Below are 15567 nucleotides of genomic sequence, written 5' to 3' on the forward strand. Positions count from 1 at the left end.
GTGGAGGACGTGCTGCCGACGATCCGGTCGCGCTGCCGGCTGCTCGCGCTCCGCACCCCCTCGGTCGCCGCTGTCGCCGAGGTGCTCGTGCGCCGCGACGGAGGCCGACACCGCCGCCGACACGGGCGTACCGGCCGCGGACGCTCCCCCCGCGGAGCCGCCCGCCGACCACGCCGTCGACCAGCCCGCCGACCAGCCCGCCGCGACGCTGCCCGGTGCGCCGGCCCCGGTCCCGCCGCCCTCGCTGCGGCCGCTCCCGGCCTCCGAGCGGCTGTCGGCGACCTCCGCGGGTGCCGACGCCGCGGGTGAGGGGCTCACCCTCGTCAGCGAGACCCCCGCGACCCGGCTGACGGAAGCACGCGCCGCCCTGGCCGACGGCCCCGCGGAGCAGAACACGCCGCGGCTCGCCGTCGAGGGCGTCGGCTGGGCGACCGTCCTCTACGCCGAGACCCGGGAGGACCGCACGGGCGCGGTCGACGCCGCCGCGGGCGCCGGATCGCTGCGGATGGACCTGGGTTCCGCGACCGTCGAGCACGGAGCCGTCGACGCCCGCTGCACCGCCCGTGCCGACGGCACCACCGACGGCACCGCGACCCTGGTGGACGCCCGCCTCCTCCCCGGCTGGCTCCCCGCGCTGCGGTTGAGCAACGCGCCCGAGCCCAACACCGAGATCGAACTGCCCTCGGGGCTGGGCCGCGTCGTGCTCAACGAGCAGGTGCACGCGGCCGACGGTTCCCTCACCGTGACCGCGCTCCGCGTCGAGCTGACCGGTGAGAACCCCTCCCGGCTCGTCGTCGGCACCGTGCGATGCCTGCCGGGGGCGCACGCCGGGACCGGCGCGGACGCACCCCGCGAGGAAGCCGCCGGGCACGAGGAGGCGGACGGCACCGCCCGGACGACCGCGACCGTGCACGCCCGGGCGGTCGAAGCCGGCCGCGGCGCGGACGTCCCGGGCGTCGTACTGGAGCTCACCGACGCCCAGGACCGCGTGACGGGAGCGTGCGTGACCACCCGCGAGGGCTGCACCATCGAGGACGTCGCACCGAGCTCCTCGATGCTCTGTGTGGTCGACGCGCCCTCCGGCTACCGGCTCCCCCAGGAGCGGGACGAGCGCTGCGCGGGACCGTTCCGGGTGATGGCCGGTGACGACCTGCGGCTGCACGAGGCGTTCGCACTGGAGCGCACGGCGACCCGTTCCTGAGCGGGCACGTCACCGGCCGGGCGGCCACGGTCCACCGCGCACCGGCTGCCCGGCCGCCCCGCGCCCGAACCGCGGCCTGACCGCTGCCGGACCACCGCCGGACCGCCGCCGCGGCGCGAGACGTCGCGCGGGGTGGCCCCGTGCCGGACGCCGGGCTTCGCCGCCTCAGGCGGGAGCACCGTCCGAAAGCATCGGCGCGGTGACAGCCGGCCGCGGCGCCGCCGACGGATCGCCCGGCAGCACCGGCTGCCCGGTGAGCCCGAGATCGACCGGCGCCGGCTCCGGGGTGGCGGCGGACTCCACCGCCACCCCGTCGGCCGCGACGAGCACCACCGGCTCACCGCCGGTGGAGACCACCGACTCCCGGACCACCGTGCGGCAGGCGTGGCAGTGCTCGATGTGGACACCGGCCCCGGAGAACCCGGCGAACAGGGCGTGCTCCACCGTGCCGCGGCGCGCATGGCGGGCCGAGAGGCCGTGCTCGCCGTTGTCGTGCGCCGTCAGGTACGAGACGCGGTACCCGGCGAGCGGCCGCTCCGGGGTGCCGCGGAAGGCCACACCCCGCGCCCGGTGGCCGCGGACCGTCAGGTTCTCCACGGCCACCTCGGGCGCCGTGACCGTGACGCCGGTCGCGCGCTCGCCCTCGCCGTCGATGACGACCCGGTTGCGGTCGGCGCCGCGCACCACGATGCGCGGCGTCGTCACCACCACGCTCTCCCGGTACAGGCCGGGCCCGACCAGCACCAGGTCGCCGGGGACCGCGGCGTCGACGGCGCGCTGGATGGTCGGCGCGTCCCCGGGGACGGTGATCACCGCGCGCTGCCCCGGTGGCCCGGGGCGGGCGTCGTCCGTCCGGGGGCTCAGCGCCCCGCAGCCCGCGAGCAGCGCCAGCAGCGCACCGACCAGTCCGGACGCGGCCACCGCCGCCGCCGGCCGGGGGAAACGCACGACGGAGCGCGGCGGAGGGCTGTCGGCTGCGGGGCGGAGCGGGCCGGCGGCCGGGTGCGCGGTGCTGCGGGACGGACGACTGCGATGCCACATGGACGTCAGGTCTATCGTCGGATGGTCTGCTCAGGAACGGTGCGCCCCGCAGGCGATCGCGTTGTCACCCGGACGGCCCCGCCACGGCGGGCACTGTCGACGCTGCGGGAGCCGTCCGCCGTCGGGGCATGACCCGGGGCCGGAACGCCGACCGCCCGGCCCCTCGCGGGGACCGGGCGGTGCACGGCGGCGGGCCGCCGACGGGAACGGGGATCAGCGACGGCGCTTGCCGCCCCGGTCCTCGTCCTCGTCGTGCGGACCCAGCAACTCGTCGGCGAGCGTCGGCACGTCGTCCAGCGGGGTCTCCTCGGCCCAGGAGGGGCGGCCGCGGCGCGCGGCACCCTCGTCGAGCTGCGGGAGCTGCGCCGTCTCGTCGTTCGGTCCGTGCGGTTCGTCGCGGCCGATCGCCGGCAGCACCGCCGTCTCGTCGGCGTCGGCACCACGCGGCTGGTCACGACCCACTGCGGGCAGCACCGCCGTCTCGTCGTTCGACCCCTGCGGTTCGTCGCGGCCGACGGCCGGCAGCACCGCCGTCTCGTCATCGGCGGCCGCACCGCGCGGCGTGCCGTCGGAGCCGATTACCGGGATCGCGGTGGTGTCGTCCTCCGCGCGGCGGCGCTCCTCCTCGCGGGCGCGCCGGGCGGACTCCTCCTCGGCGCGACGGCGCGCGGCCTGCTCGCGCTCGCGGTGCTCGGCCTCCTCGCGCTCCTGCCGCTCCTTGCGCTCGGCCTCGGCCGCCGCCGCCTTGCGGGCGGCCTCGGCGCGGAGCAGCGCCTCCTCGGCCTTGCGCTGCTTCTCACGGCGGCGCTCCTCGGCCTCGGCGCGCAGCCGTGCCTCCTCCTCGGCACGGGCCTTGAGCCGCGCCTGCTCCTCCTGGCGGGCCCGCTCCTCGGCCTCGCGGCGCAGCCGCTCCTCCTCGGCGCGCTTGCGTGCCTCCTCGGCACGCTGCCGGGCCTCCTCCGCCTGGCGCTCCTCCTCGGCCTTGCGGCGAGCCTCCTCCTCGGCCTTGAGCCGCGCCTCCTCGGCGGCGCGCTGCCGGGCGAGCTCCTCCTGCCGCTCGCGCTCGCGCCGGGCCTCCTCCTCGCGGCGCTCACGCTCCAGGCGCTCCTCCTCCGCGCGGCGCTCGGCGGCCAGCCGCTCCTCTTCCTCGCGGCGCTTGCGCTCCTCCTCCGCCTTGCGGCGAGCCTCCTCCTCGGCCTTGCGGCGAGCCTCCTCGCGGGCCTCGATCTCGGCCTCGGAGAGCGGCAGCACCTGGTCGAGACGGTGCCGGGCGGTGGTGGTGACGGACTCGGCGTCCTGGCCGGCGTCGATGACGAGGTAGCGCCCCGGGTCGGCGGCGGCCAGCGAGAGGAAACCGGCGCGGACGCGCTGGTGGAACTCGGAGGACTGCTGCTCCATGCGGTCCGGCGCCTCGGTGAACCGCTCCCGGGCGGTCTCCGGGGAGATGTCCAGCAGAAGGGTCAGCTGCGGCACCAACCCGCCGGTCGCCCAGCGGGAGATGCGGGCGATCTCGGTGGCCGAGAGGTCCCGTCCCACTCCCTGGTAGGCGACCGAGGAGTCGACGTAGCGGTCGGAGATGACGACGGCGCCGCGGGCCAGCGCCGGGCGCACCACGGACTCGACGTGCTCGGCGCGGTCGGCCGCGTAGAGCAGCGCCTCGGCCCGGTGGGAGAGCCCGTCGTTGGCGACGTCCAGCAGGATCGACCGCAGCCGCTGGCCGACGGCGGTGGCGCCCGGCTCGCGGGTGACCACGACCTCGTGGCCCTTGTCGCGGATCCAGCGGGCCAGCGCCTCCACCTGGGTGGACTTGCCCGCGCCGTCACCGCCCTCGATCGCGATGAAGAACCCGGTCCCGGCCGCGGCCTCCCGCTGCTCGCGCGGGAGAAGCGCGTCGCGGAGGTCGGAGCGCAGCGGCACGCCCTGCCGGTCGTCGGTGGCACGCAGCAGCAGCGCGCCGACCGGCAGCAGCGCCGCGCCGACGATCATGAGCGTGAAGGCGGCGGCGCCGTAGTCGACGGCGAAGTCGCCGCTCTCGACCCGGTGGGAGCCGATGAGCGCGGCCAGCAGCGGGCCCAGCACCACGGCGGAGCCGACGGCGACGCGCAGCACCGCGTGGAGGTGCTGCGTCAGCCGGGGCCGGCGGAACTCCTCGACCTCCTGGTCGAGGAGGACGTGGCCGGTCCGGGCGGCGACGCCCGCCGCGACGCCCGCGGCCAGGGCGCAGGCCAGCACCGTCGCCGAGTCGGAGACCAGGCCGGTGGCCAGCAGGGCGAGGCCGGTGACGACCACGGCCAGCGGCAGCAGCCGGCGGCGGCTCAGCGCCGGCAGCGCGGAGGGCGCCCAGCGGATGCCGACCGCCGTGCCGCCGGTCAGCGCGAGCAGCAGCAGGCCGAAGTAGACGGGGCCGGCGCCGAGGTAGAGGGCGTGCAGCGCGGCGACCGCGCCCGCGGCGGCGATCGCCGCGGCGACGGCGGCGCACACCCCGACCAGCGCGGAGAGCGCGCCGGTACGGCCCTTCTCCGGAACACTGCCGGCGGAGGGCCGGCGCAGCCCCTCCAGCGGGGACCGGGCGCGGGCGCCTCCGGTCGCGGGCACCTTCAGGAAGTACAGCGCGGAGATGGACGCGGCGAACAGCCCGGCGGCGACGTAGGACGCGAGGGCCGCCTGGTGGGTCTCGAACCAGTCGATCCCGGTGGCCAGCAGGTTGCTGACGAGACCGGCGGCGACGAGGCCCGCGGCCGCGGCGGGAACGGCGAGGAAGCTCGCGCGGACCCACAGCGTGCGCAGCGCCTCACCGTGCGCCGGCAGCGGCCGCACGGCGGCGCCCTCCGGCGGCGGCGGAGGCAGCAGCCCCGGTGCGGCGGTGTCGCGGGCGATGACCCACACCCGCTCGGCGACCCCGAGCAGGAACGCCGTGACCAGCAGATAGACCAGGGCGGAGCCGGGGAGCCAGTTGATCCAGAGCGGGGCGACGATCAGCAGGGCCGCCCGGACGCCGTCGGCGCCGATCATGGTCCAGCGGCGGTCCAGCGGTCCGCTCTCGGCGAGCAGCTTGCCGACGTGACCCGGGAGGAGGGCCCCGACCACCCCGGTCGCGGCGACCCGGGCCGCGATCACCAGGACCACGGCGAGAAGCACGCCCCGTTCGCTGTCGCCGAGGGCGCCGGAGGTGAAGGCGGCCGGGATCACCAGCAGGACCAGGACCAGCATGGCCAGCACGTCGCCGGCGGCGCCGGTGAGCTGGGCCTCCCACAGGCGGCGCAGTGCGGGAACCCGCAGCAGGGAGCGCGGTCCGCGGTCCCGGGAGTCCGCGGCGAGCGCCTCGTCGGTGGCGTCGCTCGCGGGGTCGACAACCTTCGGTTGGTCTGCTCGCGTCATCCGGCCAGCGTAACGGTCCGTTCGGACAGCGCCGGTACCCGGCCGAACAATTGGCCGCCGCGTCGCACCCCGCGCGGGGGTGGCCCGGCCGGCCGCCGGTTGACGGTGCGGAGGACGGGCGGCGGGGCGCCGGACGGGTCGCCGACCGGTCCCGGCGGCCCCGTCCGGGGGCGCGCGGAGAGCGGGGCCGCGCCCGCAGCCGGGCGGGTGCGGGCCGGGAACGGGCCACCGCCGCCCGCCGACGGGCGGTGGGTACCGGTCGTCGGGCGGGCGGTGGTCGGTCGTCCGCGAGTGGACCGCGGCAGGAGGGCCGCGGCTACTCGGCGGTCTTGGTCGCGGCGGTCTTCTTCGCCGCGGTCTTCTTGGCGGCCGTCTTCTTGGTCGCCGTCTTCTTGGTGGCGGTCTTCTTGGTGGCCGTGGCCTTCGCCGTCTTCTTCGCGGCGGTCTTCTTCGCGGTGGTCTTCTTGGCCGTGGCCTTCTTGGCCGTCTTCTTCGCCGGTCCCTTGGCGCGCTTCTCGGCGAGGAGCTCGTAGCCGCGCTCCGGGGTGATGGTGGCGACGTCGTCGTCCCGCCGCAGGGTCGCGTTGGTCTCGCCGTCGGTGACGTAGGGACCGAACCTGCCGTCCTTGACCACCACGGGGCGCTCGGTCTGCGGATCGGTGCCGAGTTCCTTCAGCGGCGGCTTGGCGGCGGCGCGCCCGCGCTGCTTCGGCTGGGCGTAGATCGCCAGCGCCTCGTCGAGGGTGATGGTGAAGAGCTGCTCCTCGTCGGTGAGCGAGCGGGAGTCGGTCCCCTTCTTCAGGTACGGCCCGTACCTGCCGTTCTGTGCCGTGATCTCGACCCCCTCGGGGTCGGTGCCCACGACACGGGGCAGCGACAGCAGCCGCAGCGCGTCCTGAAGGGTCACGGTGTCCAGCGCCATGGAGCGGAGCAGCGAGGCGGTCCGGGGCTTGGGGGCGTTCTTCGCGGCCTTCCCGCCCTTGGCGCGCGCCGCCTCGACCTCGGGGATGACCTCGGTGACGTAAGGGCCGTAGCGGCCGTCCTTGGCCACGATGGCGTGGCCGGTCTCCGGGTCGGTGCCGAGCTCGGTGTCGCCGCTGGGCTTGGCCAGCAGCTCCTTGGCGAGTTCCAGGGTCAGCTCGTCGGGCGGCAGGTCCTCGGGGACGTCGGCGCGCTTGGCGGGGGTGTCGTCGTCGCCCTCGTTCGGCGCCTCGACATACGGTCCGTACCGGCCGACGCGGAGCACGATCCCCTCGCCGACCGGGAACGACGAGACCTCACGGGCGTCGATCGCGCCGAGGTCGGTGACGAGTGCCTTCAGCCCGCCGAGGTGGTCCGGGTCGGAGGCCGCGTCGGCGGCGTCCCCCGGGGAGCCCTCGGGCCGGGCGCCGGCGTCGGCCGCGTCCGTGCCGAAGTAGAAACGGCGCAGCCACGGCACCGACTCCGCCTCGCCGGCGGCGATGCGGTCGAGGTCGTCCTCCATCTTGGCGGTGAAGCCGTAGTCCACCAGCCGGCCGAAGTGGAGTTCCAGCAGGTTGACGACGGCGAAGGAGAGGAAGGACGGGACCAGCGCCGTGCCCTTCTTGAAGACGTAGCCGCGGTCGAGGATGGTGCCGATGATCGAGGCGTAGGTGGACGGCCGCCCGATCTCGCGCTCCTCCAGCTCCTTCACCAGCGTCGCCTCGGTGAAGCGGGCGGGCGGCTTGGTGGCGTGGCCGTCCACGGAGATCTCCCGCGCCGCCAGCGGGTCGCCCTCGGTGACCTGCGGCAGCCTGCGCTCGCGGTCGTCGAGGTCGGCGGCCGGGTCGTCGGAGCCCTCGACGTACGCCTTGAGGAAGCCGTGGAAGGTGATGACCTTGCCGGACGCCGAGAACTCGCAGTCACGACCGTCGCCGGCGCGCCCGCCGACCTTGACGGTGACGGACTGGCCGACGGCGTCCTTCATCTGGGAGGCGACGGTCCGCTTCCAGATCAGCTCGTAGAGCCGGAACTGCTCGCCGGTGAGCCCGGTCTCGGCGGGGGTGCGGAAGCGGTCTCCGGAGGGGCGGATCGCCTCGTGCGCCTCCTGCGCGTTCTTGACCTTGCCGGCGTAGGTGCGGGGCCGGTCGGGCAGGTAGTCGGCGCCGTAGAGCTGGGTGACCTGCGCCCGGGCGGCGCGCACCGCGGTGTCGGAGAGGGTCGTGGAGTCGGTCCTCATATAGGTGATGAAGCCGTTCTCGTACAGCCGCTGCGCCACCTGCATGGTGGGCTTGGCGCCCATGCCGAGCTTCCGCGACGCCTCCTGCTGGAGCGTCGTGGTGCGGAACGGGGCGTAGGGGGAGCGCCGGTAGGGGCGGGACTCCACCGAGCGGACCGCGTACTCCGTCTCCGCCAGGGCGGCGGCGAGCGCACGGGAGGCCGCCTCGTCGAGGTGCTGCACCTGGTCGGGCTGCTTCAGCTGCCCGTCGGCCCCGAAGTCCCGGCCCTGCGCGACACGACGGCCGTCGACCGAGACCAGCCGCGCGTCGAAGGCGGTGCCGTCGGCCTCGCCCGCCGCGCCGGCGCCGGGCGCGAAGGTCCCGGTCAGGTCCCAGTACTCGGCGGTGCGGAACGCGATGCGCTCCCGCTCCCGCTCGACCACCATGCGGGTGGCGACGGACTGGACGCGGCCGGCGGACAGCCGGGGCATGACCTTCTTCCACAGCACCGGCGAGACCTCGAAGCCGTAGAGGCGGTCGAGGATGCGGCGGGTCTCCTGTGCGTCCACCAGCCGCTGGTTCAGCTCGCGCGGGTTGGCGACGGCGGCCCGGATCGCGTCCTTGGTGATCTCGTGGAAGACCATGCGCCGCACGGGGACCTTCGGCTTGAGGACCTCCCGCAGGTGCCAGGCGATCGCCTCGCCCTCGCGGTCCTCATCGGTGGCGAGGTAGAGCTCGTCCGATTCGGCGAGGAGGTCCTTGAGCTTGCGGACCTGGTCCTTCTTGTCGCTGTTGACGACGTACAGCGGCTGGAAGCTCTCGTCGACGTTGACCCCGAGCCGTGCCCACGGCTCGCCCTTGTACTTGGCGGGCACCTCGGCGGCGCTGCTCGGCAGGTCGCGGATGTGCCCCACGCTGGCTTCGACCACATACCCGGGCCCGAGATAGCCCTTGATCGTCTTGGCCTTCGCAGGCGACTCGACGATCACAAGTCGGCGCCCGCCGTTCGCGGTCTCGCTGGTCGGGGACAACGTCTGTCTCTTCTCTCCGGTCGGCTCGGCCCCGTACGGGGGCTGCTCCCGGGAAGGTCCGGGTTCGGGGGTACTCGTGCGGAGTGTGACGCTACCTCCCGCCTGCGTGTCAAGCGGAAACACCCCACCACAGCTCTCTCCGCTGCCTCTCGACGGTAACCCGACGAGGCCGTACTCCGCCGCCGGATGGCGCGCAGTGGGTGCTCTGGCACTATGACGTCACCGGAGTACCGGCCATTCGGCGGTGCCGGACGGGGGCCGGTCACCGAGCCGGCCCGGTGGGTACGCGCGGGCCGCCGGGCGGACGCGAGCTATGGGGGGACGATGGGTGGGTCACGGCTCTCGGGCCGGGCGGGGCGCGAGATGCCGCCGCTGGTGGCGCCGCTGTCGGTCCTCGGCTTCGGCGCCGCCGCCTCGCTCTACCTGCTGACCACCGACCCGCACCAGGACGGGCAGTGGCTGCCCCGGTGCCCCTTCAACTGGTTGACCGGGCTGCTCTGCCCGGTCTGCGGCGGCACACGGATGGTGTACGACCTGCTCCACGGCGACCTCGTCGCCGCGTTCCACGACAACGCCGTCCTGCTGGTGCTCGGAGTGCCCGTGGCGCTGGCGATGTACGGGCGGTGGCTGGTGGCGGCGGTCCGGGGCCGACGGGAGCCCCCGCGGATCGGGAACCGCGGGGCGCTGGTGGTGCTGGCGGTGGCCGTGGTGTGGATGGTGGCGCGCAACGTGGTGTGAGCCCGCCGGCGCGGGCCGGCCGCGGTGCCCCGGCCGGCCGGCCCGCCACCGCGGTTCACTCCGCGAGGTGGAGGAAGCCCTGTTCGACGAGGGAACGCACCGTGGCAGGAGTGGCCTCGCGCAGCGGCCCGGGCGCCTCGCCGAGGAGCTGTGCGATGGCGTCGACGATGGGCCCGGCGGGCAGGGTGCCGTCGCAGCTGCCGACCAGTGCGGCCCCCACGGTGTCCACGGTGGTGGCCCGCATCATGCCGTGCCGCTGCCGCAGCACCACATGCTCGGGGTCCTCCTCCCCGGGCAGCCCGATCTGCTCCTGCACCACCCCGTCGGCCAGCACGAACCGGGCCGCCAGCAGCGCGGCGTCGTCGAGGTCGCGCAGCCGGTCGCGCGCCGCGAAGTGGCGGACGATCTCGGGGCCGAGCGGCTGCTCGACCGCGTGCGGCCACTCCTCGGCAACGACGGACGGCCGGTCGGCACCGGTGCGGCGCAGGGTGATCCAGCCGAAACCGATCGCCCGGGTGCCCCGCGCCGCGAAGGCGTCGAGCCAGTGGGAGTACCGGGCGCGGTACTCGGCGCGCGGGCCGCGGTGCGCGCCCGCATCGCGCAACCAGAGCTCGGTGTAGCGGGCGACGTCCTGTTCCTCGCGCTGCACGATCCAGGCGTCGCAGCCGGCCGGCACCCAGGTCGCGACGCGCTCCCGCCAGTCCTCCCCCTCGATGTGCTCCCAGTTGGCGAGCAGCTGGCACCAGCCGCCGTCGGTCAGCCGGTCGGCGGCCCCTTCCACCAGGGAGCGGCACAGCGCGTCGCCCTCCATGCCGCCGTCACGGTACGTCAGCCGGGCGCCCGGGTCGGCCGGCGGCGAGATGACGAACGGCGGGTTGCTGACCACGACATCGAACCGCTCGTCGTCGCGAACCGGCTCGTAGAGCGAACCCTGACGGGCCGTCGGCGCCGGCATCCCCGAGAGCTCCAGTGTCAGTCGCGCGATGTGGAGGGCGCGCGGGTTGACGTCGGTGACGGTCACGCGCGCTCCGCGAGCCGCGAGATGCAGCGCCTGCACCCCACAGCCCGTGCCCAGGTCCAGGGCACGGCCGGCCGGTGCGTCGACGGCGAGCTGGGTGAGGGTGGCCGAGGCGCCGCCGACACCGAGCACGACGTCCCGCGCCGCGCCCTCGGCCCCGGCGGCACCGCCGATGGCGCACCCCGCGTCGGAGACCACCCACCAGTCCTCGCCGTCCGGTCCGGCGAACGGACGGATGTCGACGGTGGCGCGCAGCGGCGCTCCGGGGTCGTCGGGGTCCGTCGGACGCACCCAGCCGGCGGCGCGCATCCCCGCCACCGGCAGGAGGTCGGTGAGCGCGTCGGCGGGCATCTCCTCGCACAGCAGGAAGAGGCGGATCAGCGTGGCGAGGGGCGTTCCGTCCCGCGTGGCGCGGAGGGCGGGGACGGTCTCACCGCGGGCCAGCGCCGCGTAGGCGACGCCGCCCAGCTGGTCCAGCAGGCCGTCGGCGGTGAATGTGGCGGAGAGCAGAGCCTCACGGAGCCGGTCCGTCTCCGGCCCCGGGTGCGGCAGGTCGTCGGTGATCACCGGTCCATTGTGGCCCGGGCACCGCCCTGCGGCCCGCCGTCCGCCGCGGGGCACGGCAGCGGTGCCCGTGCGGCGGGGCCTCGGCGGAGGCCGGGGAGCGGATCGCTCCCCGGCCTCCGGCCCCGGGCACGAGCCGAGCACCGCTGTGCCGCTGCGCCGCTGCGCCGCTGCGCCGCTGTGCCGATCAGGCGTCGGCCTCGGCCTCGGTCTCCTCGGTCGTGCCGTCCGCGGTCTCCTCGGCCCCGGCGTCGTCGCCCTCCGCAGGGGAACCGGCGTCGTCCTCGGCGTCGGCCTCGTCGGTACCGCTCGCGTCGTCGTCGCCCTCGGGGGCGGTGGGCGCCGGGCTCTGGCAGCCCTCCTGACGGGCCATGGCGTCCCCGAGGTCGCCGCTCTGCAGTTCGCTGAGCGCCTCGTCGCCGGACTGGCCGAGCTCGTCGAGCTGGCCGACCATCTCCCGCAGGCCCTCGGCGAAAGCGGCCCGGTCGGAGGTGTCGAGCGCGTCGCTCGCCTCCTGGAGGCTGGTGTAGGACTGCGAGAGTCCGTTCAGCTCCTCGACGGCGTCGGTCCGCAGCTCCTCACCGTCGTCGACCGGCGGGTCGCCCGCGTCGTTGACGGCCTTCGCCAGCGAGTCGAAGGCGGCGGCCAGCTCACCGTAGGAGTCGGAGTAGACCTCCTGGACCTCGGCGGGTTCCTTGCTGCCCTCGCTCGCCTCGGCCAGCGCCTGGTTGGCGGCCTGGATGCGCTCCACCTGCGGCTGCACCTGGTCGCAGACGTTCTTCGCCCACGCCTCGGTCTTCTCGCCGCTGTCCTCACCGCAGCCCGTCAGCGCGAGCGCGAGCATGGCGCAGCCCGCCACCGTCGTCGCGAACCTTCTGTTCACCGTTGTCCGGTCCTTCCCAGGCGATGGCCCCCACGGGGCGCTGACCACCGGCCCCGGGTGGGCCGGCCGCGGGGACGTGACGTCGTCGCCACGGCCGCCTCCGACCGGGCGCCGACCCCGGCGCGGCGGCCGTGGCGACCGGCCACGGAACGTGACCGCGAGTCACCGGGTGGCGCGGGTGCCGCGGCCGTGCCGGCCGCGGCGCCGCCGCGTGGGCAAGGCGTGTCCCCGGTTCGGGAACCTACCGCAGACGGAGGGGCGGTGTGCCTCGGCACACCGCCCCGTACTCCACCGCTGCCCTGCCCGGGCTACCGCCCTGCCCGCCCTCGGCGGGCAGGGGCGGAGCTACACCGGGTCGTCCGCTCCGCCGGGACGCCCCCGGTCAGGGGCGTCGTCACCCGCTGTGTCGCCAGGTGTGCGGACCGGGCCGCCGGGAGCGGCGACGGGCGGAGCACCGCCGCCGGCGCCCGTCTCGTCACCGGGGTCGCCCACCGCGATACCGCGCTGCTTGGAGACCACGACGGCGGCGACGACCACCGCGAGCGCCAGGACCGTGATGAGCAGCCGCACCGCACCGTTGGCGCCGTCCCCGACACTCAGCGTCACCACGGCCGGGGCGATCAGCAGTGCCACCAGGTTCATGACCTTCAGCAGCGGGTTGATCGCCGGGCCCGCGGTGTCCTTGAACGGGTCGCCGATGGTGTCGCCGATGACGGTGGCCTCGTGGGCCGGGCTGCCCTTGCCGCCGTGGTGCCCGTCCTCCACGAGTTTCTTGGCGTTGTCCCAGGAACCGCCCGAGTTCGCCAGGAACACCGCCATGAGGATGCCGGTGCCGATGGCGCCCGCCAGGAACGCGGCCAGCGGCCCGACTCCGAGGCCGAAACCCACCGCGATCGGTGCCATCACCGCGAGCAGGCCCGGCGTCGCGAGCTCCCGCAGCGAGTCGCGGGTGCAGATGTCGACGACCCGCCCGTACTCCGGTTTCTCGGAGCGGTCCATGATCCCGGGATGCTCGCGGAACTGGCGCCTGACCTCGTGGACCACCGACCCGGCCGAGCGGGAGACGGCGTTGACGGCGAGCCCGGAGAACAGGAACACCACTGCCGAGCCGATGATCAGACCGACCAGGCTGCTGGGGTAGGTGATGTCCGGGTTCAGCCCCGCCGCCCCGAAGGCGTCCACCACACTGACACCGGTGTCCTGCACCGCGTTGGCGATGGCGTCGCGGTAGGCGCCGAACAGCGCCGCCGCCGCGAGGACGGCGGTGGTGATGGCGATGCCCTTGGTGACCGCCTTGGTGGTGTTCCCGACCGCGTCCAGCTCGGTCAGCACCTGGGCGCCCGCGCCCCGCACGTCCCCGGACATCTCGGCGATCCCCTGGGCGTTGTCCGCCACTGGCCCGAAGGTGTCCATGGCCACGATGACGCCGACGGTGGTCAGCAGACCGGTACCCGCCAGCGCGACCGCGAACAGCGCCAGCATGACCGTGCCGCCCGCCGCCAGGAACGCCGCGTAGACGCCGAGCGCGACGACCAGCGCCGTGTAGACGGCCGACTCCAGGCCGAGGGAGAACCCGGCCAGCACCACCGTCGCCGGCCCGGTCCGCGAGGACCGCCCGATGTCCCGCACCGGGCGCCGCGACGGCTCGGTGAAGTAGCCGGTGAGCTGCTGGATCAGCGCCGCGAGCACGATGCCGATGGCGACCGAGGCCAGCGCGAACATCCGCGGGTCGGCGTCGTGCGCCAGGATCTCGGCGTCGTCCACGCCACGCAGTTCGGCGAAGCTGCCGGGCAGCGCGACGAAGGCGGCGATCGCCACCAGCACGAGAGAGATCGCGGCCGAGATGAAGAACCCGCGGTTGATCGCCGTCATGCTGTCGCGGTCGCCGCGTCGCGGCGCCACGACGAAGATGCCGGCCATCGCCGTCAGGACACCGATCGCGGGCACCAGCAGCGGGAACGTGAGCCCCGCGTCACCGAAGGCGACCGCGCCGAGAATGAGAGCGGCGACGAGCGTCACCGCGTAGGACTCGAAGAGGTCGGACGCCATTCCCGCGCAGTCGCCCACGTTGTCGCCGACGTTGTCGGCGATGGTGGCCGCGTTGCGGGGGTCGTCCTCGGGGATGCCCTGCTCGACCTTGCCCACCAGGTCAGCGCCGACATCGGCGGCCTTGGTGAAGATACCGCCGCCCACCCGCATGAACATCGCGATCAGTGCCGCGCCGAGACCGAAGCCCTCCAGGACCTTCGGGGCGCCTGCCGCGTAGACCATGACGACCAGCGCCGCGCCGAACAGCCCCAGGCCCACGGTGCACATGCCGACGACGCCACCGGTGCGGAACGCGATCCGCATGGCCTCGTGGCGCACCTCTTCCGGATCCCGCCCCAGGCGCTCCGCGCCGTGGGCCCCGGCGCCGGACGGGGACGGCGCGGCGGGGTCGGGAGCGGCGGCAGCGGCGTGGTCGGTACCGGCGGCACCGGGCGACGGGGGCGGTGCGGCGGGGTCGGGCGTACCGGTACGCTCCGGGCGGTCGGCGCCGGGACCCGACGTGTCGGCGGCGTCACCCGCTGCGGGGTCGGGCACAGCCATCGGCGGACCACCGGGACCGGTGCCCAGGTCCCCGCCGCCCGCGTCACCGTGGGACGCCGGGAATTCAGTGCCGTCCGGCGGATTGGCCCCGCGAGCCGCGGCGGCCACGCGCACATTGCTCCGCACCGCCAGCCACATTCCCATGTAGCCGATGGCGGCCGAGAAAGCCGCACCGACGAGGAAGAACAGGGACCTGCCGATGCGCTGACCCCAGTCGTCCGCGGGAAGGATCAGCAGAAGAACGAACACCGCGGCGGCGAATACCGACAGGGTGCGCAGCTGCCGCATCAGATAGGCGTTCGCGCCCTCCTGGATCGCCGAGGCAATCTTCTTCATCGCCTCGGTCCCCTCGCGCGCGGCGAGGACCTGGCGGGCCAGGACGACGGCGAAGCCCAGGGCCGCCAAGGCCACCAGGCCGATCAGCAGAACCAGGACACGGCTTCCCGTGGTGAGCTCGGCAGCCGAGTCGGCCGCTGTGACGTACGGATGCTCCCGGAGAGGGGATGCGAACCCCACCATTCGTCCTCCTTGACGCAGGATGATCCGAAACAGACGTGGCCGGAGTGTAGAGAGACGGGGGACATTCACAAAGGGGGTCGGTAGGTCGGAATTCTGCCGCCGGGCCGGAAATCTCGGTGCCCGGCCGAATCGATCACCTTCCGGGCGAAGAACTGCGATTGCCCGACAAGATCAAAAGAATACCGTCGGTCACTTCTGCGAGCCCGGCGACCGACCGGCCCCCGGGCGCCGGTCGGCGTCGTCGCCATCGCCGTCGTGCAGGCCAACACCCCGGTCGGTGGTGGGAGTCGGGGCGCGACGTGCCGGCCCGGGGCGGCTCGGGGGTGTGCGGAAGGTGACGGAACGGCGGTCGTCCGCCCGGGTGATGCGTGGCCGAGACCGGGTCGGCCCCCGGCCGGGCTCGGCCGGGGGTTCGGCCGGGCTCGGCC

8 protein-coding genes are annotated in these 15567 nt (G+C 75.0%); 2 read left to right on the forward strand and 6 right to left on the reverse strand.

Features of this window, described 5'->3' with window-relative positions; all coding sequences use genetic code 11:
* Nucleotides 1-346: 346 nt before the first annotated feature.
* The gene (locus HCN52_RS13275; protein WP_245175106.1) at nucleotides 347-1201 is read left to right on the forward strand and encodes a choice-of-anchor P domain-containing protein; all 855 of its coding nucleotides are present in this window, start codon (nucleotides 347-349) and stop codon (nucleotides 1199-1201) included.
* Between the two features lie 165 nt (nucleotides 1202-1366).
* On the opposite strand, the gene HCN52_RS13280 is transcribed toward HCN52_RS13275, so the two are convergent.
* From HCN52_RS13280 to topA, 3 genes are all read right to left on the reverse strand, one after another.
* The gene (locus HCN52_RS13280) at nucleotides 1367-2122 is read right to left on the reverse strand and encodes a right-handed parallel beta-helix repeat-containing protein (RefSeq protein ID WP_168088647.1); all 756 of its coding nucleotides are present in this window, start codon (nucleotides 2120-2122) and stop codon (nucleotides 1367-1369) included.
* 333 nt (nucleotides 2123-2455) lie between these two features.
* Nucleotides 2456-5620, reverse strand: a complete 3165-nt coding sequence (gene tmk / locus HCN52_RS13285; protein WP_168088648.1) for a dTMP kinase — start codon at nucleotides 5618-5620, stop codon at nucleotides 2456-2458.
* 316 nt (nucleotides 5621-5936) lie between these two features.
* Nucleotides 5937-8828: a type I DNA topoisomerase gene (gene topA / locus HCN52_RS13290; RefSeq protein ID WP_168088649.1), complete on the reverse strand. Its 2892-nt coding sequence runs from the start codon at nucleotides 8826-8828 to the stop codon at nucleotides 5937-5939.
* Between the two features lie 324 nt (nucleotides 8829-9152).
* Here topA and HCN52_RS13295 point away from each other — a divergent pair, with 324 nt between their 5' ends.
* On the forward strand, nucleotides 9153-9566 hold the full coding sequence (locus tag HCN52_RS13295; protein ID WP_209314491.1) for a DUF2752 domain-containing protein: 414 nt from the start codon (nucleotides 9153-9155) through the stop codon (nucleotides 9564-9566).
* Nucleotides 9567-9621: 55 nt separating this feature from the next.
* On the opposite strand, the gene HCN52_RS13300 is transcribed toward HCN52_RS13295, so the two are convergent.
* From HCN52_RS13300 to HCN52_RS13310, 3 genes are all read right to left on the reverse strand, one after another.
* Nucleotides 9622-11151, reverse strand: coding sequence for a DUF7059 domain-containing protein (locus tag HCN52_RS13300; RefSeq protein ID WP_168088650.1), 1530 nt, complete (start codon nucleotides 11149-11151; stop codon nucleotides 9622-9624).
* A gap of 184 nt (nucleotides 11152-11335) precedes the next feature.
* Entirely contained in the window at nucleotides 11336-12031 is a 696-nt protein-coding gene (locus HCN52_RS13305) for a putative sodium/potassium/calcium exchanger (protein ID WP_209314492.1), read from the reverse strand.
* A gap of 345 nt (nucleotides 12032-12376) precedes the next feature.
* Nucleotides 12377-15139 carry a sodium-translocating pyrophosphatase gene (locus HCN52_RS13310; protein ID WP_245175105.1) on the reverse strand — a complete coding sequence of 921 codons (2763 nt, stop codon included), beginning with the start codon at nucleotides 15137-15139 and terminating at the stop codon, nucleotides 12377-12379.
* Nucleotides 15140-15567 lie beyond the last annotated feature (428 nt).

Source organism: Streptomyces bohaiensis (assembly GCF_012033785.1).
Taxonomy (GTDB): Bacteria; Actinomycetota; Actinomycetes; order Streptomycetales; family Streptomycetaceae; genus Streptomyces; species Streptomyces bohaiensis.

Excerpts from the sequence above, each read along its gene's own strand:
- HCN52_RS13295 (WP_209314491.1), top strand. The coding sequence starts at position 9,153 with ATGGGTGGGTCACGGCTCTCGGGCCGGGCGGGGCGCGAGATGCCGCCG.
- tmk (WP_168088648.1), bottom strand. The coding sequence starts at position 5,620 with ATGACGCGAGCAGACCAACCGAAGGTTGTCGACCCCGCGAGCGACGCC.
- HCN52_RS13310 (WP_245175105.1), bottom strand. The coding sequence starts at position 15,139 with ATGGTGGGGTTCGCATCCCCTCTCCGGGAGCATCCGTACGTCACAGCG.